The organism is Hydrogenophaga sp. BPS33 (genome assembly GCF_009859475.1).
Lineage (GTDB): Bacteria > Pseudomonadota > Gammaproteobacteria > Burkholderiales > Burkholderiaceae_C > Hydrogenophaga.
On the sequence record NZ_CP044551.1, the window covers coordinates 32,163 to 56,446 of the forward strand.

The window sequence follows — 24,284 nt, forward strand, 5'->3', positions numbered from 1 at the left end:
CACTTATTGCACTGAAAACGAGGAGACCCCTGCAAGTGCGCCAGCAGCAGACCAGGCCGCTGATGCAGCAGTTCCACAGCTGGCTGGCCGGGCATGCGCCCACGCTGCTGCCCAAGTCGCCGCTGGGGCAGGCCTTCGGCTACGCGCTGAGCAACTGGCAGGCGCTGAACACCTTCGTGGAGCACGGCATCCTGGAGGCGGACAACAACTGGAGCGAGCGAGCGCTGAAGCCGGTGGTGCTGTCCAGGAAGAACTGGCTGTTCGCCGGCTCCGAGCGCGGTGGGCAGGCTGCGGCCGTGGCCTTCAGCCTGATCGAGACGGCCAAGCTCAACGGGGTGGAGCCGTACGCCTACCTGCGTGACGTGCTGGAGAGGATCAACGGCCATCGCCAGGACCGGCTGCACGAGTTGCTGCCCATGCATTGGAAGCCGGCAGCATGAGCGAGCGGGCACCGCCGATGCAGGACGTGGCGCTGATCGAGTCTCTGGGCCGCGCCACGAGCCTGCAGCTGTACCAGCTGGCGGCGGTGGTCGAGAGGCTGCTGACGGACCCGCGGCGCATCGTGGCTATCCGCCGGGACCTGCACCTGGGGCAGGTGGTGCGCTTCTACGACGATCGCCACGACAAGATGCGGCTGGGACGGGTCATCGAGATGCGCGACACGCAGGTGACCCTGGAGGGCACCGAGGTGCGAGGGCAGTGGAGGCTGCCCTACGCGGCGATCGAGCCGCCCATGCCGGGTGACAGGCCGCAGACGGCCGCCGCGGCGACAGAGCCAAGCCCACCGCGACCCACGCGGGCGGACTTCCACCGCGGCCAGAAGATCTCCTTCACGGATCGCCACCTGCAGGTCCATGTGGGTGTGATCACGCGCTGCAATCCCAAGACGGCCACCGTCTCCACCGGCGACGGCAACTCCTGGAGCGTGCCCTACGGCGCCCTCAGGCACGTACTGGACGTCTGAGGGCGGAAAGCGACGAGCCCGTCAAGCACGGGGATGCTCGGACACTTACCGAGTTCCTGCAGATAACGCCGCAAGGTCAACAGCGAGCGCATCCATCTCTCCGAGGATTGCGCGCGCGCGTGAGAGCACTGTTCGACCCGCTGCGGTGAACTCCGCCGAATGCGCTGACCGCCTGAGTAACTGTGTCCCCAGGCTTTGCTCAAGCTCAGTGACGCGGCGGCTAACCGCTGAGGGCACTAGATTCACCTGCCGTGCCGCGCGGGATAGACTGCCGTGCTCTTCTATCGCGAGGAGTACTCGAAGATTCTGCGGGTTGAGGTGAGCGCGGGCGCTTGTCGGTAAGTGCCTCGTCATACGGGCGTTTGCCTCACCAAAAATATCGAGTTTGCACTCTCTATGTGGTTGGAAGCATAAGGTACAAAACAGTTCCTGAAAGTCGCCAAGCTACGAGCGTCATCATGTCGCAGTGTGGCCCCCTCACAAATTGCGATCTATCCTTCTACTTGCAGATAAGAATGTGAGCGAACCGCCGCGAATTTCTTATCCCGCCGACTTCTGCCTCTGCCTCTGCCTCTGCCTCTGCCTCTGCCTCTGCCTCTGCCTCTGCCTCTGCCTGTGCCTCTGCCTTCTGACTTCGCCTCTGCGTTTACCTGTCGTCTGCTGCCTGCTGCCTGCTGCCTGCTGCCTAGGCTCAGGGAAGCCCGCAAGGCGGGTCAGAACAATGTCGAAGGAACCACATGGTGGTACTTCAGCGCAAAGAGCTAGTTTACCTCTGGCCGCGGACCTAAGCGCGCGTCCACCATTCTTAGCTTACGTTAGCCTTGAGAAAGCTGACCGTGGACTCGAACGATTTCGTCGCTGCGTCAGGTGCATACCCGAATGAGCGAATCGAATTGAAGAATCCGTGACCGGCACCTGCATATACAAGTGTTTCCTGCTGGCCAGGCTTGTTCAAGGCCTTCTCTAGGATTTCCTGAACCGCCGGCGGGATATGAGCATCTTGGTCACCTACATGCACCTGAGTGGGACACTTCAATGAAAAGAGCGACTCCTGATAGTCTTGGACGCGAACTGGGTAGAAGGAAATACAGGCATCGATACCGCCGTTCGCAGCCATGTTAAGCGCAAACTTCCCGCCAAGGCAGAAACCGAGGACACTCACCCGACCATTGCAGCTCGGGTGCGCTCTCAAAGCGTCCACTGCCGCATAGCAGTCAGCGACACCAAGGGTTTCGTCCATCGATTCCCACAAACCGATTGCCTTTGTACGCTCCGCATCGGAATACCCGAGCTCAATGCGAGGGGAGATCTGGTTGAACACGTCCGGAACGAGCACGGCGAAGCCAGCGTCAGCAAATTGCTCGGCCGCCAAGCGCATCGCATTGTTTGCTCCGAAAATTTCGGGCAGCAAAACGATTCCTGGCTGCGGTGAGTCTGCCCTCGACGTGAAGTACCCGTCAAAATCGCCGTGCGCAGAAGGAATTCTGAAGTTAAAGCTATCCATTTTTTCGTGCGTAGAAGTTGATTTTCTCATGGTCAAGCTGGACCCCGAGCCCGATTCCGTCCGGAACGACCACTTCGTAGTCCCGATAGACCGTAGGTGCAGTCGTAAGGTCATCGGCTAACAGCAGCGGACCAATCAGCTCGCATCCCCACGCGAGCTCCGGCAGCGCGCTGAATAGCTGAAGGCCCGCGGCTGTCCCGATGGAACTCTCTAGCGCCATGCCACCGTAAATCGGAATCCCGGCAGCCTCAGCCACACCCGCGGCCTTGTACGCTCGACGGATGCCACCACCCTTGGCGATTTTTACGCCATACACGTCAGTCGAACAGGCCTTGAAGGAGGCGTATGCATCATGGCTGTCCCAAAGACCTTCATCGGCAGCAATGGGAATATCCAGGCGCGCTGCGACCCGCGCCATACCTTCATGGTTCCACCGCGGAAGTGGTTGCTCGATCAACCCAAAACCCGCCCTCTGCAATCTGGGCAGCAGGCGCATGCAAGTCGGTTCGTCCCAAGCTTGATTGAGGTCTACCGTGAACACGGCGGCGGCGTCGATCTTCCATACAGCTTCGGCCGTTTGAATCGCGCGGGCCGTCTCCTCCAAAGGATCCCCCATTCCGATCTTAAGCTTGAAGGTTCGATGCTTTTTCGCCTCGAGTTGCCGCTCCGCGTCTGCAACGTCGTATGAGAGATCACCGGACGCTAAAGCCCACAGTACAGGAATCGAAGATCGTGCCCGTCCACCGTAAAGCGCGCTGACCGGTACACCGTACAACTTGCTCACAGCGTCATGCACGGCGACATCGACCGCCGCTTTGGCAAAGTTGTTTCTGGCTGACGCACGGTCCATCGCTTTGAGAATTAACTCGTGAGAAAAGACATTGACGCCCCGCACGGCCGGCGCTAGGTATCTATCTATGATCTCCTTGATGGTCTCGCTGCATTCACCACCCCAGAAAGCAGTGCCGGCGGGGGTTCCGCCCTCGCCATAGCCGACGGCACCACTACTGGTTCTCAGAGTAACCATTACGAGCGACTGTGTCCCGTGCGTTCCACTGGAGTGGTTGTGAACTTTCTTCAGTGGCAGATCGACGATTTGAGTTTCAATCGACTCGATGGTGTCGGTCGGCGCTCCACCGGTTTGTGCACCTAAGGTTTGTTGGCTGGACATGTTATGCATGCGGAGAATTTGATTGATCCGGACGCACACCGCCCCATGCGTTCCTGAGCAGCTTTTCGATGGCGCCAGCACTGAGCGGCACTGGGTTCGCATATGGCTTGCTCATTACGGCCTGAACAACAACAGGAATGTCCGATTCAGCCATGCCGAGGTCCTTCAAAGCGACTGTGGCGCCGCTGCTCTTGGTCATGTCGTACAGCTTGGCCGGCACGTCGCCGCCTCCAAGTGCACGCTCCATAATCTTGAGTGCGTCTGTCACGGCAGGCGTGTTGTAAGCGAGAGCATGCGGGAGTACCACCGCGTGTGTCTCGGCATGAGGAAGATTTAAAGTTCCCCCTAACGTATGACAAAGCTTGTGGTGCAGTCCCATGGAGGTGGACGCCAGACAAATCCCGCACAGCCATGATCCATACAGCGCGCTCGCACGAGCGTCCAGATCGGCTGGATCTGACTTGATGCGCGGAAGACTGTCGTATAGGGCAGTAATTCCCTCTGACGCCATCAACGATACAATCGGATTGCAATCCTGCGCATAAAGCGCCTCAGCGGCGTGGGCTAAAGCATTTAAGCCGCTCGCAACAGACATTAAGGGCGGAAGAGTGAGCGTCAGCTCAACGTCGTAGACAACGGTTTCCGGCAGCACTCTAAGTGTCCGCTGCGTCGTCTTTACTCCGTTTTCGGTTTGCCCCAGTATTGGTGTCATCTCCGAGCCGGCGTAAGTCGTCGGCACCACGAGCTGAGGTAGATCGGTGTGCAGTGCAATTGCCTTAGATAGACCGATGGACGACCCACCACCAATGGCCACCACCCCGTCTATAGCTTGCTCTTGCACAAGCTCCAGAACACGGGCCGTAACATCAGTGGGTGTGTGCATGGCAGCGCCCGAAAAGGTCGCCGCGTGCAAATCACCAAGGCGAGCCTTCACGCGGTCGGCATCCGCAGTCTGCTGTGAGGTGGAGACAACCAGAACTCGCCGGCAGCCAAGGGCCTCGACCTCCCGCTTCAATGCGGATATCGTCCCACGGCCGAAGACTACCCGGCTGGCTAGGCCCTGATATGTGAAGTCAGGCATCGCAGGGGCTCAAGCAACTGAGTCGGCGTAGAGCGGACTGTCATCGGTGGGAATATTGAACTTCCCGTCGAACACCGCTCGAATCCAAGGCTGAATGAACACCACAGCTCGCAAACCTGCTTTGGTGAACGGGTCGTCATCTACGAACTTCCGGGCTTCAGCCATATCAGCCACTTTCACCACGTAACTGCCTCCTTTAACAGATTTCCCGTCATCGGTGAATGTGGCCCCTGCAGCAAGCACCTTTGCAGCATTCACTTCCATATACTTGCGGTGCTCGGATACGACAGCTTGCCTCTTAGAGGCGGTACCTGGGAGATCCTGAAAGAAGATTGCGACGTACATATTTTCTCCAGTGTTAATTCGATGAGACATCGGCCGGCGGCCGCGTTTCGGGATCGGCATCGGCATTGGCAAGATCTGGGATGGAACTTGCCAAAAGCTTGAGCAGCGCTCGAAGCGAGCCCATCTCCACCACGCCCATCCGCTCAGCCCATTCGTTCTCGATGCGTTTACCAATGTCTGTTGCGATGCGCATCATTTCGATACCTTTGGGAGACATCTGTACGATGTTCACTCTCCGGTCGGACGGATCCTTGCGAATCTCCAAGTATCCGAGGGACACCAATGAGTCGACCAAATAACCCATACTCTGTTTTGCCATCCCAGCGCGTCTGGCCAAATCCGACACAGAGGCGCCCACCAACGGCAAGTGCCTAAATACAGCGCCATGAGCTTCCCGTATTTCTGGGTATCCCGACGTCGCGAGCGCCTTATAGACCCGTGATGCCTGAGCCTCGAAGGGGATTCGCAGCAGAGAGCTGAGAGTTCCCGTCAGAGAGCCCATCGTTGCATTAGGATCCGGGGCCCATGCGAGGCCGTCTTCAGTTGAGGGTGATGGTTTCATAGGTTCTTGCCTTCATCGCGACGCTCTCTTTACGGACCCAAGGCGAGCAGGAGCCGGGCTATTCCGCCCTCGCACCTGACCTGCGGACAGCCTCGCCCCACTTGATGCGCTCGCTCTCCATATAAGAGGAGAACTCGTCTGAACCGAGCCAAGTGATCTCGTTACCACTGGTGCGCGCGAAGGTCTCGAATTTTGCTGAGCGGATCGTGCTTTGCAGGTGAGCCTCCAGTACGCGAACAATCTCGTCCGGCGTGCGCCGTGGAACCACGTAGCCATACCAGGCTACGGCACTGAAGTGCCTTAGACCGGACTCGCTAACTGTCGGAATGTCCGGTGCAATGCCGAGCCTCTTAGCGGAAGTAACAGCGAGAGCCTTGAGCTTGCCGCTGCGAACCAACGGCAACGTTGCGGTGGGCGTCACGAACGCCAGCTGGACGTGTTCGCCGACAGCTAGGGAGAGCGGGTCGCCCGCTGCAACATGAAGAAGATCAACGCCTGCGCGCGCGTTCAGCATGGCGCCAGCCAGATGCCCAGTACTCCCGACCGCATACGTTGCGAAGGTAAGTTTCCGGGGATTTGCTCTCGCGTAGGAAAGCATGCCGGGAAAATCGCTGAAGGGCATGTGATTTCCAGCCACGATGACGTTCGCAGCGGACGCCACCATGCCGACCGCGCGAAACGCCTTGTCCGGCTCGAGTGAAGAACTCGCATACAGCGTTGGATTGATTGCCACGTTCGGCGTAGCCGCCATCAGCAATGTGTAGCCATCGTGTGGGCTACGAGAGGCCAGCTCAGTGCCCACCGTTCCGCCTGCTCCCGGCCTGTTCTCCACGAGAACAGGCTGCTTCAGACGCTCGGCAAGTCCCTCTGCGATTAAACGAGTGAGTGAGTCGCTCGCCGTACCTGCAGCAAAGGGCACAACGATACGGACTGGCTTCGTTGGGTAAGCATTCTGCTGCGCAAAAGTGCCGACGCTCACCAAACCGGCGCCAGTGCCCAGCAGCAATTTACGTCTGCGGATAGAAGTAGGACCAGTCATATTTCATCAAGCCTCACACTAAACGCCCGCAGAGACCTTTTCGCCCTAGCGAAGCGCTTCGCAGACAGATACTCGTGCGGGTACTCACAGCTCTCTTTCATGCCGCCAGTCAAGACCTGACGCTGCGGAAGCGAGACCACCGAAGGCAGCTGCATGTCCTATCGTGATCCGCAGGCCAGTCGATTGCTCATTTCCGCGCGCCCGCCGAGAAAACGACTCAATGGCGGCCCAGCAAAGGGAGCTCCATTCCGTCGCGAAGGTGCGACGGGACGATGGTGCGAAATGCACCCGCGACCCCAATTACCGTTTCGCGCCCATCACCACTTTGGACCACTGGTGATGCCGACCGACTACGCCGGATCGAGCTTGAAGTCCTTGCGCAGAACCTTGGCGCCGTTGGCATCTTCAAGGTTGTGAATCAGCGCCGGACGAACACCTTCTACGCAGTCGCTATCGACCCACTTTCCGCCCGTGAAGTACGATTGCGTGGTGTGCTCCAGAAAACCGGGAGCACGAATCTTGAAGTGCACGTGAGCCGGCCTCCAAGGATGCCGCCCCATCATCTCGAGCAGCTTGCCGCTCGGCCCGTGATGCGGAATCGGATACGGCGCAGGAACACGGGTGCGAATCCGGTACTCACCGTCTGCACCAATGATCTTCTTACCCCGGTAGGAGTCTTGGGGAAGTTCAGGATCGAAACCGCTGTAATGTCCGTGATTGTCCGAGTGCCACACGAACATTTCCGCGCCCTTAATAGGCTTGCCCGCCAGGTCCGTCACCCGCCCTTCGAGTACCAAAGGCTCGCTGCCATCGTCGAGAGTCTTAATTTCGTCGTTGATGACCGGTACGTTCTCCAGGAAGTACGGTCCCTCGACGTTCGTAGTGGAGCCCTTGCGGTGCTTCATTTCATTGTCAGTGATGGTGGCGTTGAACCACAGATCACAAACCAGAGGGATCTCGTACTCTGGCGCCTTCGCGTACTGCATCAAGAAGCCCACGCCTGCGCGGTATTCCTCGAAAGTGACGTCGTGACGGGACAGGACCTCACGCACCGCTTTCACGATGTCGTAGACCACGGTTTCGACGCGGTTTGCCATGGAGCTCTCCTTTGCGTTGCTCTGGTTGAAGGAATGCGGCGGATTATCGACCTAATGTCTGTCTTTCTAGCCTAGGGTTGACCCTAGGATTGGTGCGCGGCTACGTCGGCTCAGTGGGAAAAACGTACTTAGGCCCATTTGTTCGTTGCGTGTAGACCTTGAGTGCCGCCTTGGCGACAGCAGATGTGCGGCGGATCTGCCAGCGGCCCGCGTGAAATCGGGCGCGCACCGACATACTCTGTGTCGTTCCCCGCGACGCTGACGGGGTTAATCCGCCATCACAGCGACCTCTCGGGCACCACTTTTCCAGTCCGGCACGCGATCAATGCGGCGGGTGCATGCAATCCACGCCAGCTGCAGCGTGCGATGCATACCTCCTCCGGCTCCACCGATCCACATCCCTGCTCGATCTCGCGACCGTGGAATGTACGGACTGCGCGCCTGTTGATCCAATATCATCTTTGGAATCGTGATTACCAAAAAGGTATCGGTGTAGGTCTCTATGGAACTCCGTCACCTCCGGTACTTCGTTACCGTCGCGGAAGAGCGCAGCTTTCGCCGTGCATCACAGCGGCTTCACGTGTCTCAACCGCCCCTATCGCGCATGATCAAGCAGCTCGAAGCGGAAATTGGGGTGGAACTCTTTGATCGCTCTCCGACCGGCGTAGACGTGACTGCGGCAGGTGCGGTGTTCCTGGAGGAGGCAAGGCGGGCGCTCCACGTAGCGAACGACGCGGTTGAGAAATCCCAGCGCGCGGCACGGGGGGATTTCGGCCACATAGAAGTGGCCTACTATGGATCGGTGATCTTTGGCGTGATACCGCGCCTATTGGGCGAGTACCGGCAACTTAAGCCTCGGGTCGCTGTTCGGTTGTCAAGCTTGACGAAGGACCGCCAAATTCGTGCGCTGCGCGAGGGTTGGTTAGACGTTGGCTTTGCTCGCTACTACAGGTCAGAGCCTGATATTGCGTCTGAAATTGTGTGGCGGGAGCCCATCGTCCTTGCCGTGCATGCCGATCACCCACTCACTGGCAACACTAGTGTTGCAATGGCTGAACTGCGCGACGAGCCGTTGATTGTGTTCCCCAGTGCACCTCGCCCCAGCTTTGCCGACGAGCTGCTAGGGGTCTCCTCGTTTTCAGTGCAATAAGTGACGGTACGCAAAGCTAGCACTGGCGCGGGGGTGGTCTGGGTAGACCGTTGATTTCATTGACTTTCCTGTTCGCTTTGTAAACGGGTATGGTGGCCTCCCACTTTTGAGGTTCACGATGCAGGGTTGGCACACAACGTTTTTGGGGATGCGTGGGCTCCCCCGCGATATCAGCGACTTCGAGATGAAGGCATTTTTCACCTTCGATGGTGCCGAGCGCGACGCAATCAATGCACGCCGAGGTGATTCCCACAAGCTTGGTCTGGCGCTCCATATTGGTTTCCTGCGCATGAGTGGGCGTTTGCTCGGTGCCTTTCGGGTAATTCCAGTAGCCTTGTGGCGCCACCTTGGCAACGAGCTTGGCATTGCAGCACCAGAAGTCGCCTCGCTGAGAGCCATGTATGAACGCGGGCGCACGCTATTCGATCACCAACAAGTAGCCTGCACGGTCCTTGGATTCCAGTGGATGAGCGAGCACCAGCGCCGCTCACTGGTACGTGAACTGCGCGACGAAGTGGCGCGCTGCGCCGACCGCGATCAGCTACTCGTGCGGGCGCGTCAATGGCTGTACAAGAACAAGCTGGTGATCGTGCACGAGCGGGCAATTCGGACACTGATTGCGGCGGCACTTGCCCAGCTTGAAGTTGAAACAGGCACCGCCATCGCCGCCAGCGTTGATCCAGCAACACTTGATCGCTGGCGAGCCTCAGTTTCAGAGCTGCGCCCAGATGGACAAACCCAGCAGAGTTGGCTATGGGCTGCACCGGCGAAACACTCAACCCGCCAAATCAGCGAGGTACTGGAGCGCATCGACCTGCTTTACACGCTGGACGTTCATAAGCACCTGGCAGACATCCCCGATCTCATCTTGCGCCGCTACGCGCGCCGACTTGTCTCCAGGCCGCCCTCAGCCGGAGCCAAGATCAAAGAGCCAGCGCGCACCGTGGAGGTCGCATGCTTTCTTCGGTATTGCCTGTTCACCACCACAGACCAGTTGATCCTTATGGTGCAGCGCCGGATCGCCGATCTGTGGCGTCAGGCTGCCGCCGATGTCCCCGCTACCGTCAATTGGGCCGCAATGTACAAAACGCTGCTCGGCGAACTTGTTGCCTTGAGCGCGCAAGGTGCGGTGCCAGATGCTGAGTTGCGTGCCCGTCTTGAAGCCTTGATCACCGAAACCCAGAAACGCAAACCACCGAGCAGGGCCTCCCTGGTCCGCGAGGGATTGATTGATGGAATTCGCCCCGTGCGGTCGTTGCTCGTCGCCATTGCAAAGCTGCCCTGGCAGGCCACCGGCGAGCATCCTGCCATCGAGTACCTTGCCAAGCTGCAAGCTTTATATCTCAAAGGATCCAGAAAGCTGCCAGTTGAAGTGGTGGCACCAAGTCTGGGAATGATCTGGCAGGTTTCGATCTCCAGCCCAGACCGGGAACGGGCGTTTCAGGCGTTGGAGGTGGCCACCCTGTTTGCCCTGCGCCGCGCGGTGCGCAATGGCTCGGTCTGGATTGAGCACAGCCTGAGCTTTCGGGGTCGTGCGCGCTTGTTCTTCACGGACGAGCGTTGGCAGGCAGAGTCCAAGAAACACTATGCCCGTCTATCGTTACCCAGCAAGGCTGCCACTTTCTTGAAGCCTTTGCTGGCCAGAGTAACTGCCGGTGTCGATGCGGTGGCCGCTGCAGCCCGCAGTGGCGTACTGCGCGTGGATGATGAACTCCATTTGTCGCCATTGCCCGCAGAGGACGAAGACCCAGAAGTGACCAAGCTGCGCGCGGCTTTGGATCACCGCATCGGTGAGGTTCAATTGCCGGAAGTGATTCTGGCCGTTGACGCCCAGGTGCGCTTTAGCTGGATCATGCTCGGACGTGAGCCGCGCTCTACCGACGAGCTGCTGATGGTCTATGCCGGCATCATGGCCCACGGCACCAGTCTGACTGCGGTCGAATGCGCGCGCATGATTCCGCAATTGTCTGCCACCAGCATTCGCCAGGCCATGCGCTGGGCGCGGGACGAACGGCGTCTGAGCCAGGCCTGCCAGGCTGTGCTGGAATTCATGCAGCGACACCCGATTGCCGCCACCTGGGGGCGGTCCGATTTGGCATCTTCTGACATGATGACCATGGAGACCACCAAACGGGTGTGGCAAGCCCGGCTTGATCCTCGGCGCAACACACCTTCCATTGGAATCTACTCCCATGTAAAAGACCGGTGGGGCATCTTCCATGCGCAGCCCTTTGTGCTCAATGAGCGCCAGGCGGGCGTGGCCATTGAAGGTGTCATCCGCCAAGAAAAGCTGGAGACCAGCCAGCTTGCTGTGGATACCCATGGCTACACCGACTTTGCCATGTCACATGCCCGTTTGCTTGGTTTTGATCTTTGCCCGCGGTTGAAGGAACTCAAACAGCGCCACCTCTTTGTGCCACGCGGCACCAAAGTGCCCGCAGAAATCGCTGCGGTGTGCGAAGCCAATGTCGACGTCGCTTTGATCGAAAAGCATTGGGATAGTCTGGTGCACCTGGCAGCCTCGGTCATGAGCGGACATGCCAGTGCGGTGGCAGCTCTTGCGCGGTTCGGTTCTGCCGCCCAGGGCGATCCAATCTATGAGGCTGGCGTGCAATTGGGGCGGTTGCTGCGTACGGCGTTTTTGGCTGACTACTTTGTCAAGGACGCTTTCAGGAACGAGTTGCGCCGGGTGCTCAATCGGGGCGAGGCTGTTAACGCCCTCAAGCGCGCCATTTATACCGGCCGGATCAGCCCGGCGCAGGCCAAACGTGTCGATGAAATGCAGGCTGTGGCCGATGCGTTGAGCCTGATGGCCAACATCGTGATGGCGTGGAATACCTCACAGATGCAGGCGGTCCTGGATCGCTGGTCGAACCGCCGCCAGGTCATTCCACCGGAACTGATCGGGAAGATTGCGCCCACCAGGCTGGAGAGCATCAACTTGCGGGGTGTGTTTCGCTTCCCGGTTGACCGCTATGCTGACCAAATCCTGCCTTCGCGGCCAAATGCATCGATAACTGGCACCAATGGATGAAACCGACCACGGTTTGACGCCACGAATCGCAGATTTGAAAGTGAACAGGAAAGTCAATGAAATCAACGATCTACCAACACCACCTCCGCGCCAGTGCTAGCTTTTCGTACCGTCACTTATTGCACTGAAAACGAGGAGACCCCAGCTCCGCAGCCACTTCGTAGCTGCCATGCCGTTCCAGCGCCAGGAATGCTCGGATCAAATCCCATTGGGGAGTGGTCGGACCATCTCGGGTCATGAATGGTGCTCCTTGGGTGGCTCGTGGCTGCCTGCAAGCATCCAGCGTCATGAAAATCGCACCTGCAGCGCAGGGCTGGCGGCACGGGTGCGGCAAGCGAGCAACCAGCCCGCGGCCACGTCGTCCTCGTCGAGCACCGAACTGTCCAAGCGCTGCACCTCGCCGGCCTGCAGGCGGCACATGCACGAGGCGCATTCGCCGACGCGGCAGGCGTGCGGCGCTGGCAGTCCGGCGCGCAGCATGGCGGACAGCAGAAGTTCGCCGGCACGCACCGGCACGGCGTGGGTCTGGCCTTTCATCAGGACCGTGAGCAGCGCCTCGGGGCCATCACCTGCGGCTTCCTCGCTCGCACCTTCCACGGCGGCGCCGAAGTCCTCCCGGTGCACACGCTGGGCATCGAACCCGGCGACCTGGAGACTGGCGCCCACGGCGTGCATGAAGGGTTCCGGACCGCACATGTAGGCGTCGGCCTGGTCCAGCCCCTGCGCCTGCGCCACCAGAACGGCCTGCGTAGGAAGGCCCTGCTCGGCGTCATACCAGTGGACGATCTCCAGGCGCCCCGCAGCGGCATCCTGCAACGCCTGCAACTCGGCCAACAGCATGGCCGTGGCCCGGTCGCGGTTAGCGTAGAAGAGCCGCACGCGCGCCGCACCGCGCGCCAGCGCCTCGCGAGCCAGCGCGAACACCGGTGCGATGCCGCTGCCGCCGGCGTACAGCAGCAGCGGCTGCCCGGGCCGCGCCAGGGTGAAGTGCCCGGCGGGGGGAAGAACCTGCAACTGCAGGCCCGGCCGGGCGTTGTCGCACAGCCAGTTCGAGACGCGGCCGCCGGCAACGCGGCGCACCAGCACGCTGATCGGCTGCCCTGTCACGGGCTCGCTGGTGATCGAGTAGCAGCGCCAGTGCTCGTCGCCCTGCACTTCGACCGCCAGCGTCAGGTACTGGCCCGGCTGGAACGTGAACTTCGGCTGCTGCTCATCGTCCACGCGCAGGCTGAGCAGGATGGCGTCGCTCCCCTGGGCCGTGACGTCGGTGATGGTGAGGGATTGCGCCCGCTTCGCCATTGACGCCGCCTTCAGAGGAAGAACGAGTTGTTGCCCTGGGGGCGGTCGCTGTCGATCAGATTGACCTGCTTGAGCACGATGCTCAGGCCAGCTTCCGTCTCGCGCAGAACGAAACCATTCCAGCCCGCCAGCACGCGGCCGTGGCCCTCGCGCGACTCGACCAGCGTGAAGCTGTAGCGCGCACGCCATTCGTCCGAGCGCCCTGGGCTCGCCCACACCTCGAGTCCGCTGAACTGGCGAGCGGTACGAGAGGTCGGGAACTGCGAGAAGGCCAGCCCCGTTCCCAGCCGCGTCACCCGGTCCAGGAGGCGGCGCCTGTCGTGGAATTCCAGCGTGACGCTGCATCTCGGGTCCGGAGCGGGCGAGACAGCAGGAATCCAGTAGACGCATTCTTCGGCGAACAGTGCCAGCCACTGGACGTATGCGTCCTGCGTGAGCGCCCCCTGGTCCAGCAGCCTCGCCTCCACGGTCAGCATTCGGACGATGTCGCGCTCACGCGCCGCATCGACGGTGCCGGGCTCGCGCACCACCGCCCGGGCCAGGTCGGCGGAGACGTCCATCAGCCAGTCGTAGAACGATGCGACCACATACAGCGATGGCGGTTGATGGCGGTACCCTTGCCGCCCAGCGGCGGGTTGCTGCGTCGCTGTGCTCATGCCAGCCTCCCCTTGTCCATGCGCAGCGTTGGCTCTGCCTGCATCAGGCGCTTCCACTGCGCGTAGTAGTTGCGCATGTGCAGTTCGGTGGTCACCGGTCCGCGGATGATTCCGTCCTCGACCGGCACGTCTTTGCCGGACTCGTGGTGCCGGCTCATGTCGACCCACTCGTCCTCGGGGCTGTTGCACAACCCGCGCTGGCACTCCTCGAAGTTGGCGGCGTCGTCCATCTCGCCCATGACGGGGAAATCCTCCTGCGTGCGCAGGCGCATGGTGTTGACCTCTGCGTCCACGTCTCTGCGCCGGGTGGCATGCCAGCTTACCGAGGTTTCGCCCACCGCCAGAGGCTGGATCACCTGCACCTGGTTGCCGATCAGCGCCAGATTGGGAAAGATGTTGAGGTTCATGCCCGCCCCGACAGTGGTGTCGAGCACGCGTTGGGCCTGATCGCGGCTGTGGGTGGCGGCCACGTGGGCCTCGTAGGGCTCACGCCCCGGCTGCGGGCGCTGCTCGCGCCAGGCGGAGTTGCGGTGCATCTCGGGACGCTGGTCGACCACCGTATGCCCGTTGTCGAGCGCGTTGTTGCTCATGCGGGTGCGGTCGGCGTCGGCGAAGTAGGCCATGTCGCCGCCACCGTAGCGTTCCTTGGTCATCACCAGCAGCGACTGGTGCGAGAACGGCACGTGGTAGCCGTCGCCCGCGTTGTCCCAGACCAGTTTCCAGTTGCAGCCGACGCGAAAGCGCTGAGCGCCGGCCAAGACGATGTTCTGAGCGCCCCCATTGTGCTCGATCCAGGCGTCCAGATAGCGTGTGGCATTGCCGAGGTGCTCGGCCAGGGGCGGCGCCTCGGAGTTCAGGGTAGCGAAGATGAAGCCCTTGTACGACGCCACCTGCGCAGGCCGCGCAAGGTGCATGTCGCGCGCCTTGAAGGCCGGGCCATAGGCGTTCTTGCCGGGAATGCCGAACAACTGACCTCGGTTGTCGAAACGCCAGCCGTGGTAGGGGCAGGTGAAGTTGGCGGCGTTTCCTTGGTGCTCGCGGCAGACGGTTGAGCCGCGGTGCGAGCAACGGTTGGAGAACACGCGAATTTGCCCCTCTTCGTCGCGAGTCACGATGACCTCGCGCACACCGATCCAGGCTTGCTTGAAATCGTTGGGCTCGGGGATTTCGCTCTCGTGGGCCAGATAGACCCAAGTGGCCGCGAAGATGTTGTTCATCTCGCGGGAGAAGATGGCTTCGTCGGTATAGAGGCGACGATGCACCCGATCTTCCTGGACCAGATCATCCCAGTCGCCCTGGGCGGCGGGCGTCCGTGGAAGGACGGATATCTTGGCGGTGTTTGTCATGGGGGTTTCCTTGTTCCTCTTCGATTGCCTATGGCCTTAGGCCGGCAAGGCCGAAATGTCCTGCGGTGTCGCGGGAAGGCGCCCCGCGTCGAGCAGGCGCCGCCCCAACGCGATCACGCGCTCGGGATCCAGGGCCTGCTGCGATTCCTGCTGCACGCGGACCCATTCGTCGTCGTCGAACAACGCACGGTGGTAGGCCATGAGCTTCTGCTGCAGGAACTGCCGATCCGCTTCCGGGTGCCCCTGGATACCCAGGAACTGCCCATTCACCAGGAAAACTTCGTGCGGGATCGTCTGCGAGGACGCCAGCTGAACGCCGCCCGGCGGCAGGGTGGTCACGCATTCGCCGTGGCTTTGCACCAGCACGGTGGGGCCTGCGCCGACCTGAGGGCCAAACAGCACCTGGGCCTCGCTGCTCCATTCCAGCCGGTCCGCGCCCAGCTTGAAGCGACCGGACGGATTTCTCCCGACCTCCCCGCCCAAAGCGGCTGCGATGGCCTGGGCGCCGAAGCAAAGCCCGACCACCGGCCCCTCGCCACGCTGCGCCGCACCTCGCAGGAACGCCAGCAGGTTGCTCACCAGGGGCGTCTGCGCGTCATCGATCACCGACTTGGGACTGCCGCTGATGACATGCCCTGAATAATCGAATGCCTTCTCGAGAAAATCATTTTCAACAGGCTGGATAATCTCCCATTCTTCATTTTCCCGGCCAAAGGCCGAGATCATTTTTTCCTGCAACTCCAAGTCACCCGATGCATCCGAGCACCATATAACTGCGTACTTCTTCATGGCAGTCATCAGAAAATCTCCCATTCTTCATTTTCCCGGCCAAAGGCCGAGATCATTTTTTCCTGCAAATCCAGGTCGCCCGATGCATCCGAGCACCATATAACTGCGTACTTCTTCATGGCAGTCATCAGAAAAGCTCGAAATATTCACGATGCTCCCAGTTGGTAACCGGATCACCCGAGAAATCCACCTGCCCTTCGGCATCAACGAACCTTTTCCATTCGCTGCGCCGCAAATGCAACCAATAACGGATGAATTCCTCGCCGAATGCCTCACGGAAGAATTTCGAGGTTTCCAGCACCTCCAGCGCCTCGGACAGGTTATGAGGCAGGATGGTGACGTCCGCCGCATAGGGTGTTTCCTGCAGCGGCCCCGGATCGAGTTGGCGGCGGATGCCGTCGATCCCGGAAAACACCTGGGAAGCCAGGTAGAGATAGGGGTTGGCCGCCGGCTCGCCGATCCGGTTCTCCACCCGGCTGGCCGGGTCGCCGGGTGCGGAGATGACACGCGCCATCGCGGCGCGGTTGTCCTTGGCCCAGGTCACGCGATCTGGCGCCAGCGAATACGGGCGGCGACGGCGGTAGCCGTTGATCGTCGGCGTGGTGAAGCTCGACGCTGCGCAGGCATGCTCGAGCAGCCCGCCGACGTAGGAGCGCCCCAGCGCCGAGAGCGCCTCGCCCGGCTGCGGAATGAAGGCGTTGGCGCCCGAGTCCCGCGCCGTGAGTGACTGGTGGAGGTGCCAGCCGGAGGCTACAAAGCCTTGGATGGCGGGCTTGCACATGAAGCTCGCGAGATAGCCTCGCCGACGGCAGACCTGCTTGACCGCGTTGCGGAACAGCACCATCGTGTCCGCCACGTCCAGGCCGGGCATCACGTCGAAGGTGGTCTCCATCTGGCTCGGCGCCCACTCGTCCTCGATGCTGCGCAGGGGCATCCCCAGGGCCAACAGGTGCTGGCGCACCTCGGCCATGATGGGCTCGACCTCGTCCAGGTGGTTCTCCAGCAGGTACGAATACCCTTTGGCCACCGGCATCACCTTGGGAGGCGCCGCAGGCGTTCCGGGGCCGCCAAGGGTTTCGGGCTCCAGGCAGGGATCGACGATGCGCGTCAGATACCACTCGACCTCGAGGCCGGCCTGGTAGTCGTAGCCCAGGTCCTGCATCTCGGCCAGCGCCTTTTTCAGGATGGCGCGCGGATTCAACGCGAACGGGCGCCCACTGGTCATGTAAAGGTCGGCCAGCATCCAGCCGGTGCGATCCGCCCAGGGCAGGATGCGAAACGTGGTGGGGTCCGGGACCATCACGACGTTCGGGCTGCCGGCCAGTTCGGCGCTGCCGAGGCCCCCGTCGGCAGAGAAAGGGTTGAATACGAAGGCGCTGGCGGTATCGAAAAAGAACGGCGCCATCGTGATCTCCGAGCCGCTGGCGAATGCCGACTTGAGCGCGGCGACCGACAGCATTTTTCCGCGCAGCAGTCCGTACTGATCCGGCCAAGACAACCGAACCATCTGCAGCCCCGCTTTCTCAATTTTATTCAGGACGTCTGCTGCTGCGGCTTTCTGGGTATCCGACCAGATGCCGTGCTTTTCAATGAATTTCCCGCTCATCGCGTCTCCTAGGTTATTTGCGGCTAATTATATTAGTCGGCGATACTTGATGATCTAGGGGAAAACCCTTCAAATTTACCGTCTTTTTTTATTATCATAGATCAAAAATGATGCGTACATCCGGGAAAACACCAATCCCGCCGAGCGGGTTGCGGCCGGCATGGCACTTGATCGACCCAGAACGCTGCACCGGCTGAAGCGCACCGACTCGCGAAGCTTCACAAATGTCGCCTTCATCGGAAGGCTCGGAGCACCCGAAGCAAGACAGGAGAACACGATGGCAGAGCGATCATTCGTCGAGGAAGTCAAGAAGCTCAGGCTGGGCGAAGGCGAGGTGTTCCGCGGCGAAGGCATCCTGGCGGTGACCAAGGCGCTGCTGGAATCGGGCGTGGCCTACGTGGCCGGCTACCAGGGCTCGCCGATCTCGCACCTGATGGACGTGCTGGCCGACGCGCAGGACATCCTCGCCGACCACGGCATCCGCTTCGAGAACAGCGCCAGCGAGGCGACCGCCGCAGCCACGCTGGCGGCCTCCGTCAACTACCCGCTGCGCGGCGCCATCACCTTCAAAGCCACCGTCGGCACCAACGTCGCCTCCGATGCCCTGGCCAACCTGGCCTCCGGCGGCGTCACCGGTGGCGCGCTGATCATCGTGGGCGAGGACTACGGCGAGGGCTCATCGATCATGCAGGAGCGCAGCCACGCCTTTGCGATGAAGTCGCAGATGTGGCTGCTCGACCCCCGGCCCAACCTGCCCAGCATCGTCCAGTCGGTCAAGGACGGCTTCGAGCTGTCCGAGGCCAGCCACACGCCCGTGATGCTGCAGATGCGCATCCGCTCCTGCCACCTGCACGGGCATTTCATCTCCGGGGCCAACCGCCGGCCGGCCTTCACGGTCAAGGATGCCCTGGAGAACCCCGCGCGCGACGTCAACCGCATCGTGCTGCCGCCGGCCTCCTTCCTGCACGAGCGCGAGAAGATCGAGCAGCGCTGGCCCGCGGCCATCCGCTTCATCGAGGAGCGCTGCCTCAACGAATTCTTCGCGGAGGACATGGCCGATGTCGGGATCGCGCTGCAAGGCGGCGGCTACAACACCCTGATCCGTGCCCTGCAGAAGCTCGGTCTAGCGAACGTGCATGGCGACTCGAAGATCCCGCTGTACGTCATGAACGTGGCCTATCCGCTGGTGGACGCCGAATTCGAGCGATTCTGCCGTGGCAAGCGCGCCGTGCTGGTCGTCGAAGAAGGACAGCCGAACTTCGTCGAGCAGAACGTGGCCAACATCCTGCGGCAACTGGACATCGACACCAAGTTGCACGGCAAGGACGTGCTGCCGCTGGCAGGCGACTACAACACGGCCACGGTGCTCGCCGGCGTGCGCGCCTTCCTGGAGCGCTATGGTTTCGTCGAACCCCAGGCCCAGCCCGAACGGCGCCAGCGTCCCATCGGCATTCCCGTGATCGCGGTGCCCGCCGCACCGCCCGCAGCTCCGGCGCCGGCGATGCGCCAGCCAGCCCTGGCCTTCGCCGATGGCGACCTGGAGGACGATGCCCAGGACGATGGCGATGGCAACCGCATCCCCGTGGGCAGCCCCGTGGGCAGCATCATGGCGTACCAGCAAGGATGGCTTGCCGCAGCTGACGACCTCCCGCCGTTGAGCGAGACCGTGCATCCACGCCCTCCGGGCCTGTGCACCGGCTGCCCGGAGCGGCCGATCTTCACCGCCATCAAGCTGATCGAGCGCGAATTGGGCGCGCACCACATCAGCGCCGACATCGGCTGCCACCTGTTCTCCATCTTGCCGCCATTCAACCTGGGCAGCACGACCATGGGCTACGGTTTGGGCAGCGCCAGCTCGGCTGCCTTCACCGTCGCCCCGGGCAGCGCCCCAGCCGCCAAGCGGGCGATCTCGATCATGGGTGATGGCGGCTTCTGGCACAACGGCCTGACCTCCGGCATCGCCAACGCGGTTTTCAACCGCAGCGACAATCTGACCGTCATCGTCGACAACAACTACAGCTCGGCCACCGGCGGCCAGGACATTCCGTCCTCGCGCGCGCTCAATCCAACGCGCAGCACGGGCCACGAGATCGAGCGCGCCGTCAAGGGCGTGGGCGTCGACTGGGTGCGCACCATCAAGCGCACCTATGACCTGAAGGCCATGATGGCCACGCTGCGCGAGGCGCTGACCACGCCCGAGCAAGGCCCCAAGGTGCTCATCGCCCAGAGCGAATGCATGCTCAACCGGCAGCGCCGCGAGAAGAAGCAGGTGCGCCAGGCGCTCGCCGACGGCCAGCGCGTGGTGCGGGAACGCTTCGGCGTCGATCCCGACACCTGCACGGGCGACCATTCCTGCATCCGGCTGTCGGGCTGCCCCTCGCTCTCCATCCGAGACAACCCGGATCCGCTGCGCACCGACCCGGTGGCCATGGTCATCGACAGCTGCGTGGGCTGCGGCAACTGCGGCGAAGTCGCGCATGCAGCCGTGCTCTGTCCTTCGTTCTACCGCGCCCAGATCGTGAGCAACCCGACACGCTGGGACCGGCTGCTCCAGCGCGTGCGCACCGCCGTGATCGGCTGGCTGCAGCGCGGCGATGCCCGCCGCCGCGCCCGCTACGCCTTCTGAACGGCATGCCGCACCGCAAGCCGAGCCCCAACGCCGATGCACCAACCGTTCCACCTCTCTCGCTTCAACCAGAACCATGAGCCCCCGTGACCTTCCTCCAGCGACGCTGACCGAACCGATCAAGATCGCCGTCCTGGCGATGGGTGGCGAAGGCGGTGGCGTGCTTGCCGACTGGATCGTCGACCTCGGCGAAGCCAATGGCTGGTTCGCCCAGACCACCTCCGTGCCCGGAGTCGCGCAGCGCACCGGTGCGACGATCTACTACGTGGAATTGTTCCCTGGCGCCGACGTTCCAGGAGCGCGGGCGCCCGTGCTCGCCCAGGCGCCACTGCCCGGGGATGTGGACATCGTGCTGGCCTCCGAGCTCATGGAAGCCGGCCGGGCCGTCCAGCGGGGCTTCGTGACGTCGCACAACACGACGCTGATCACTTCCACGCACCGCGTCTACTCGATCGCCGAGAAATCGGCGATGGGTGACGGCCGGGTCGACAGCGCCGCTCTCCTGCGACAGGCCGGACGGGCGGCCAGGCGCTTCATCAGCTTCGACATGGCCGAGGCCGCCGAGCGCACCGGCAGCGTGCTCAGTGCGGTCCTGTTCGGCGCCCTGAGCGGCTCGGGGGTGCTGCCGTTCAGCTGCAAGCAGTTCGAAGAGACCATCGAACGCGGTGGTGTCGGTGTCAAGCCCAGCCTCAAGGCCTTCGACTTGGGCCAGGCCGAAGCGCGCAAGGCCGATACCGACGCGCCCCCATCCAAGCCGCGTGCGCCGCAGTCCGCCGCCGCCGATGTTCAGCCGAGCCACCCCGCCGTGGCCCGCCTGGTCGCGCGCGCACTCCAACTGCCCGCCAGCGTGCGCGGCACCGCCGTCGAGGGGGTCCGCCGTCTCGTGGACTAGGGGTCTCCTCGTTTTCAGTGCAATAAGTGACGGTACGCAAAGCTAGCACTGGCGCGGGGGTGGTCTGGGTAGACCGTTGATTTCATTGACTTTCCTGTTCGCTTTGTAAACGGGTATGGTGGCCTCCCACTTTTGAGGTTCACGATGCAGGGTTGGCACACAACGTTTTTGGGGATGCGTGGGCTCCCCCGCGATATCAGCGACTTCGAGATGAAGGCATTTTTCACCTTCGATGGTGCCGAGCGCGACGCAATCAATGCACGCCGAGGTGATTCCCACAAGCTTGGTCTGGCGCTCCATATTGGTTTCCTGCGCATGAGTGGGCGTTTGCTCGGTGCCTTTCGGGTAATTCCAGTAGCCTTGTGGCGCCACCTTGGCAACGAGCTTGGCATTGCAGCACCAGAAGTCGCCTCGCTGAGAGCCATGTATGAACGCGGGCGCACGCTATTCGATCACCAACAAGTAGCCTGCACGGTCCTTGGATTCCAGTGGATGAGCGAGCACCAGCGCCGCTCACTGGTACGTGAACTGCGCGACGAAGTGGCGCGCTGCGCCGACCGCGATCAGCTACTCGTGCGGGCGCGTCAATGGCTGTACAAGAACAAGCTGGTGATCGTGCACGAGCGGGCAATTCGGACACTGATTGCGGCGGCACTTGCCCAGCTTGAAGTTGAAACAGGCACCGCCATCGCCGCCAGCGTTGATCCAGCAACACTTGATCGCTGGCGAGCCTCAGTTTCAGAGCTGCGCCCAGATGGACAAACCCAGCAGAGTTGGCTATGGGCTGCACCGGCGAAACACTCAACCCGCCAAATCAGCGAGGTACTGGAGCGCATCGACCTGCTTTACACGCTGGACGTTCATAAGCACCTGGCAGACATCCCCGATCTCATCTTGCGCCGCTACGCGCGCCGACTTGTCTCCAGGCCGCCCTCAGCCGGAGCCAAGATCAAAGAGCCAGCGCGCACCGTGGAGGTCGCATGCTTTCTTCGGTATTGCCTGTTCACCACCACAGACCAGTTGATCCTTATGGTGCAGCGCCGGATCGCCGATCTGTGGCGTCAGGCTGCCGCCGATGTCCCCGCTACCGTCAATTGGGCCGCAATGTACAAAACGCTGCTCGGCGAACTTGTTGCCTTGAGCGCGCAAGGTGCGGTGCCAGATGCTGAGTTGCGTGCCCGTCTTGAAGCCTTGATCACCGAACCCAGAAACGCAAACCACCGAGCAGGGCCTCCCTGGTCCGCGAGGATTGATTGATGGAATTCGCCCCGTGCGGTCGTTGCTCGTCGCCATTGCAAAGCTGCCCTGGCAGGCCACCGGCGAGCATCCTGCCATCGAGTACCTTGCCAAGCTGCAAGCTTTATATCTCAAAGGATCCAGAAAGCTGCCAGTTGAAGTGGTGGCACCAAGTCTGGGAATGATCTGGCAGGTTTCGATCTCCAGCCCAGACCGGGAACGGGCGTTTCAGGCGTTGGAGGTGGCCACCCTGTTTGCCCTGCGCCGCGCGGTGCGCAATGGCTCGGTCTGGATTGAGCACAGCCTGAGCTTTCGGGGTCGTGCGCGCTTGTTCTTCACGGACGAGCGTTGGCAGGCAGAGTCCAAGAAACACTATGCCCGTCTATCGTTACCCAGCAAGGCTGCCACTTTCTTGAAGCCTTTGCTGGCCAGAGTAACTGCCGGTGTCGATGCGGTGGCCGCTGCAGCCCGCAGTGGCGTACTGCGCGTGGATGATGAACTCCATTTGTCGCCATTGCCCGCAGAGGACGAAGACCCAGAAGTGACCAAGCTGCGCGCGGCTTTGGATCACCGCATCGGTGAGGTTCAATTGCCGGAAGTGATTCTGGCCGTTGACGCCCAGGTGCGCTTTAGCTGGATCATGCTCGGACGTGAGCCGCGCTCTACCGACGAGCTGCTGATGGTCTATGCCGGCATCATGGCCCACGGCACCAGTCTGACTGCGGTCGAATGCGCGCGCATGATTCCGCAATTGTCTGCCACCAGCATTCGCCAGGCCATGCGCTGGGCGCGGGACGAACGGCGTCTGAGCCAGGCCTGCCAGCCTGTGCTGGAATTCATGCAGCGACACCCGATTGCCGCCACCTGGGGGCGGTCCGATTTGGCATCTTCTGACATGATGACCATGGAGACCACCAAACGGGTGTGGCAAGCCCGGCTTGATCCTCGGCGCAACACACCTTCCATTGGAATCTACTCCCATGTAAAAGACCGGTGGGGCATCTTCCATGCGCAGCCCTTTGTGCTCAATGAGCGCCAGGCGGGCGTGGCCATTGAAGGTGTCATCCGCCAAGAAAAGCTGGAGACCAGCCAGCTTGCTGTGGATACCCATGGCTACACCGACTTTGCCATGTCACATGCCCGTTTGCTTGGTTTTGATCTTTGCCCGCGGTTGAAGGAACTCAAACAGCGCCACCTCTTTGTGCCACGCGGCACCAAAGTGCCCGCAGAAATCGCTGCGGTGTGCGAAGCCAATGTCGACGTCGCTTTGATCGAAAAGCATTGGGATAGTCTGGTGCACCTGGCAGCCTCGGTCATGAGCGGACATGCCAGTGCGGTGGCAGCTCTTGCGCGGTTCGGTTCTGCCGCCCAGGGCGATCCAATCTATGAGGCTGGCGTGCAATTGGGGCGGTTGCTGCGTACGGCGTTTTTGGCTGACTACTTTGTCAAGGACGCTTTCAGGAACGAGTTGCGCCGGGTGCTCAATCGGGGCGAGGCTGTTAACGCCCTCAAGCGCGCCATTTATACCGGCCGGATCAGCCCGGCGCAGGCCAAACGTGTCGATGAAATGCAGGCTGTGGCCGATGCGTTGAGCCTGATGGCCAACATCGTGATGGCGTGGAATACCTCACAGATGCAGGCGGTCCTGGATCGCTGGTCGAACCGCCGCCAGGTCATTCCACCGGAACTGATCGGGAAGATTGCGCCCACCAGGCTGGAGAGCATCAACTTGCGGGGTGTGTTTCGCTTCCCGGTTGACCGCTATGCTGACCAAATCCTGCCTTCGCGGCCAAATGCATCGATAACTGGCACCAATGGATGAAACCGACCACGGTTTGACGCCACGAATCGCAGATTTGAAAGTGAACAGGAAAGTCAATGAAATCA

General features: G+C 61.5%; 18 protein-coding genes and 3 pseudogenes. 7 read left to right on the forward strand and 14 right to left on the reverse strand.

Features of this window, described 5'->3' with window-relative positions:
• The first annotated feature begins 35 nt into the window (after positions 1–35).
• Entirely contained in the window at positions 36–440 is a 405-nt protein-coding gene (locus F9K07_RS31145; RefSeq protein ID WP_159597436.1) for an IS66 family transposase, read from the forward strand.
• The gene (locus F9K07_RS31150) at positions 437–964 is read left to right on the forward strand and encodes a hypothetical protein (RefSeq protein ID WP_232062357.1); all 528 of its coding nucleotides are present in this window, start codon (positions 437–439) and stop codon (positions 962–964) included. The genes F9K07_RS31145 and F9K07_RS31150 overlap by 4 nt, the downstream gene beginning before the upstream one ends.
• 45 nt (positions 965–1,009) lie before the next feature.
• Here the strand turns inward: F9K07_RS31150 and F9K07_RS32360 are convergent, their stop codons facing one another.
• From F9K07_RS32360 to F9K07_RS31190, 9 genes and pseudogenes are all read right to left on the reverse strand, one after another.
• Entirely contained in the window at positions 1,010–1,318 is a 309-nt protein-coding gene (locus F9K07_RS32360) for a LysR family transcriptional regulator (RefSeq protein ID WP_083944095.1), read from the reverse strand.
• 451 nt (positions 1,319–1,769) lie between these two features.
• On the reverse strand, positions 1,770–2,498 hold the full coding sequence (locus tag F9K07_RS31160; protein WP_232062356.1) for a dienelactone hydrolase family protein: 729 nt from the start codon (positions 2,496–2,498) through the stop codon (positions 1,770–1,772).
• Positions 2,461–3,648: a muconate cycloisomerase family protein gene (locus F9K07_RS31165; RefSeq protein ID WP_198161201.1), complete on the reverse strand. Its 1,188-nt coding sequence runs from the start codon at positions 3,646–3,648 to the stop codon at positions 2,461–2,463. The genes F9K07_RS31160 and F9K07_RS31165 overlap by 38 nt, the downstream gene beginning before the upstream one ends.
• Complete coding sequence (locus tag F9K07_RS31170; protein WP_068673271.1) at positions 3,641–4,720, reverse strand: maleylacetate reductase; 1,080 nt, start codon at positions 4,718–4,720, stop codon at positions 3,641–3,643. Before F9K07_RS31170 ends, F9K07_RS31165 begins: the two co-directional genes overlap by 8 nt.
• A 9-nt stretch (positions 4,721–4,729) precedes the next feature.
• A complete protein-coding gene (locus F9K07_RS31175; RefSeq protein ID WP_068673269.1) occupies positions 4,730–5,065 on the reverse strand; it encodes a YciI family protein in 336 nt (111 codons plus the stop codon).
• 13 nt (positions 5,066–5,078) lie between these two features.
• On the reverse strand, positions 5,079–5,297 hold the full coding sequence (locus F9K07_RS32225) for a hypothetical protein (protein WP_232081406.1): 219 nt from the start codon (positions 5,295–5,297) through the stop codon (positions 5,079–5,081).
• Positions 5,298–5,351: 54 nt separating this feature from the next.
• Positions 5,352–5,627 (reverse strand): annotated as a pseudogene (locus F9K07_RS32365) (hypothetical protein); the annotation flags it as partial.
• Positions 5,628–5,685: 58 nt separating this feature from the next.
• Positions 5,686–6,633: a Bug family tripartite tricarboxylate transporter substrate binding protein gene (locus F9K07_RS31185; protein WP_159597437.1), complete on the reverse strand. Its 948-nt coding sequence runs from the start codon at positions 6,631–6,633 to the stop codon at positions 5,686–5,688.
• 383 nt (positions 6,634–7,016) lie between these two features.
• Positions 7,017–7,763: a dioxygenase family protein gene (locus F9K07_RS31190; RefSeq protein ID WP_068673263.1), complete on the reverse strand. Its 747-nt coding sequence runs from the start codon at positions 7,761–7,763 to the stop codon at positions 7,017–7,019.
• Between the two features lie 502 nt (positions 7,764–8,265).
• On the opposite strand from F9K07_RS31190, the gene F9K07_RS31195 reads away from it, so the two are divergent.
• Complete coding sequence (locus F9K07_RS31195) at positions 8,266–8,913, forward strand: LysR family transcriptional regulator (RefSeq protein ID WP_159597438.1); 648 nt, start codon at positions 8,266–8,268, stop codon at positions 8,911–8,913.
• A 118-nt stretch (positions 8,914–9,031) separates the two neighbouring features.
• Positions 9,032–11,947, forward strand: a complete 2,916-nt coding sequence (locus F9K07_RS31200) for a Tn3-like element IS1071 family transposase (RefSeq protein WP_003158660.1) — start codon at positions 9,032–9,034, stop codon at positions 11,945–11,947.
• 285 nt (positions 11,948–12,232) lie between these two features.
• Here F9K07_RS31200 and F9K07_RS31205 read toward each other — a convergent pair whose 3' ends face one another.
• The 5 genes from F9K07_RS31205 to F9K07_RS31225 form a co-directional block, all read right to left on the reverse strand.
• A complete protein-coding gene (locus tag F9K07_RS31205; protein WP_032490114.1) occupies positions 12,233–13,246 on the reverse strand; it encodes a ferredoxin--NADP reductase in 1,014 nt (337 codons plus the stop codon).
• 11 nt (positions 13,247–13,257) lie between these two features.
• Complete coding sequence (locus F9K07_RS31210) at positions 13,258–13,902, reverse strand: aromatic-ring-hydroxylating dioxygenase subunit beta (RefSeq protein WP_083944717.1); 645 nt, start codon at positions 13,900–13,902, stop codon at positions 13,258–13,260.
• Positions 13,899–15,248 (reverse strand): aromatic ring-hydroxylating oxygenase subunit alpha, encoded by a 1,350-nt coding sequence (locus F9K07_RS31215; RefSeq protein WP_159597439.1) that lies wholly within the window; start codon positions 15,246–15,248, stop codon positions 13,899–13,901. The genes F9K07_RS31210 and F9K07_RS31215 overlap by 4 nt, the downstream gene beginning before the upstream one ends.
• A 36-nt stretch (positions 15,249–15,284) precedes the next feature.
• A complete protein-coding gene (locus F9K07_RS31220) occupies positions 15,285–16,046 on the reverse strand; it encodes a type 1 glutamine amidotransferase (RefSeq protein ID WP_159597440.1) in 762 nt (253 codons plus the stop codon).
• Positions 16,047–16,164: 118 nt separating this feature from the next.
• A complete protein-coding gene (locus F9K07_RS31225) occupies positions 16,165–17,643 on the reverse strand; it encodes a glutamine synthetase family protein (RefSeq protein ID WP_159597441.1) in 1,479 nt (492 codons plus the stop codon).
• A gap of 277 nt (positions 17,644–17,920) precedes the next feature.
• On the opposite strand from F9K07_RS31225, the gene F9K07_RS31230 reads away from it, so the two are divergent.
• From F9K07_RS31230 to F9K07_RS31240, 3 genes and pseudogenes are all read left to right on the forward strand, one after another.
• The gene (locus F9K07_RS31230; protein ID WP_068685872.1) at positions 17,921–20,269 is read left to right on the forward strand and encodes a thiamine pyrophosphate-dependent enzyme; all 2,349 of its coding nucleotides are present in this window, start codon (positions 17,921–17,923) and stop codon (positions 20,267–20,269) included.
• A gap of 76 nt (positions 20,270–20,345) precedes the next feature.
• Positions 20,346–21,158: pseudogene (locus F9K07_RS31235) on the forward strand (indolepyruvate oxidoreductase subunit beta family protein); the annotation flags it as partial.
• A 147-nt stretch (positions 21,159–21,305) separates the two neighbouring features.
• Positions 21,306–24,219, forward strand: a pseudogene (locus F9K07_RS31240) (Tn3-like element IS1071 family transposase).
• The last annotated feature ends 65 nt before the right edge of the window (positions 24,220–24,284 follow it).